The following is a 432-nucleotide window of genomic DNA, read 5'->3' as shown; positions in this document are numbered from 1 at the left end:
ATGTTCCGGCCGTACCGGTGTCCGGTTGAGCTCCAGCCCGGTCGCCTCCCGGATCGCCGCGAGGACGGCCGGGGTCGAGGACAGGGTGGGTGCCTCGCCGATGCCACGGAGCCCGTACGGGGCGTGGTCGTCGGCGAGTTCGAGCACGTCGACGGGGATGGGCGGCGTGTCGAGGATGGTGGGGATGAGGTAGTCGGTGAAGGACGGGTTCCGGACGGTGGCGCGGTCGGAGACGAGGATCTCCTCCATGACGGCCAGGCCGAGGCCCTGGGTGGTGCCGCCCTGGATCTGGCCGATGACGGACAGCGGGTTGAGGGCCTTGCCGACGTCCTGGGCGCAGGCCAGCTCGATCACCTTCACCAGGCCGAGCTCGGTGTCCACCTCGACGACCGCGCGGTGCGCGGCGAAGGAGTACTGGACGTGTCCGAAGCC

General features: G+C 70.6%; 1 protein-coding gene. It reads right to left on the bottom strand.

From position 1 onward, the window contains the following. Positions 1-432 (bottom strand): molybdopterin cofactor-binding domain-containing protein (locus ACLZOT_RS50045; RefSeq protein ID WP_416975994.1); only part of this gene is annotated, 432 nt, incomplete at both ends.

The organism is Streptomyces sp. 4F14, from assembly GCF_048159485.1.
Classification (GTDB): domain Bacteria; phylum Actinomycetota; class Actinomycetes; order Streptomycetales; family Streptomycetaceae; genus Streptomyces.
The sequence above is the reverse complement of the archived record's forward strand: the minus strand, read 5'-3'. Positions and strand labels throughout refer to the sequence as shown.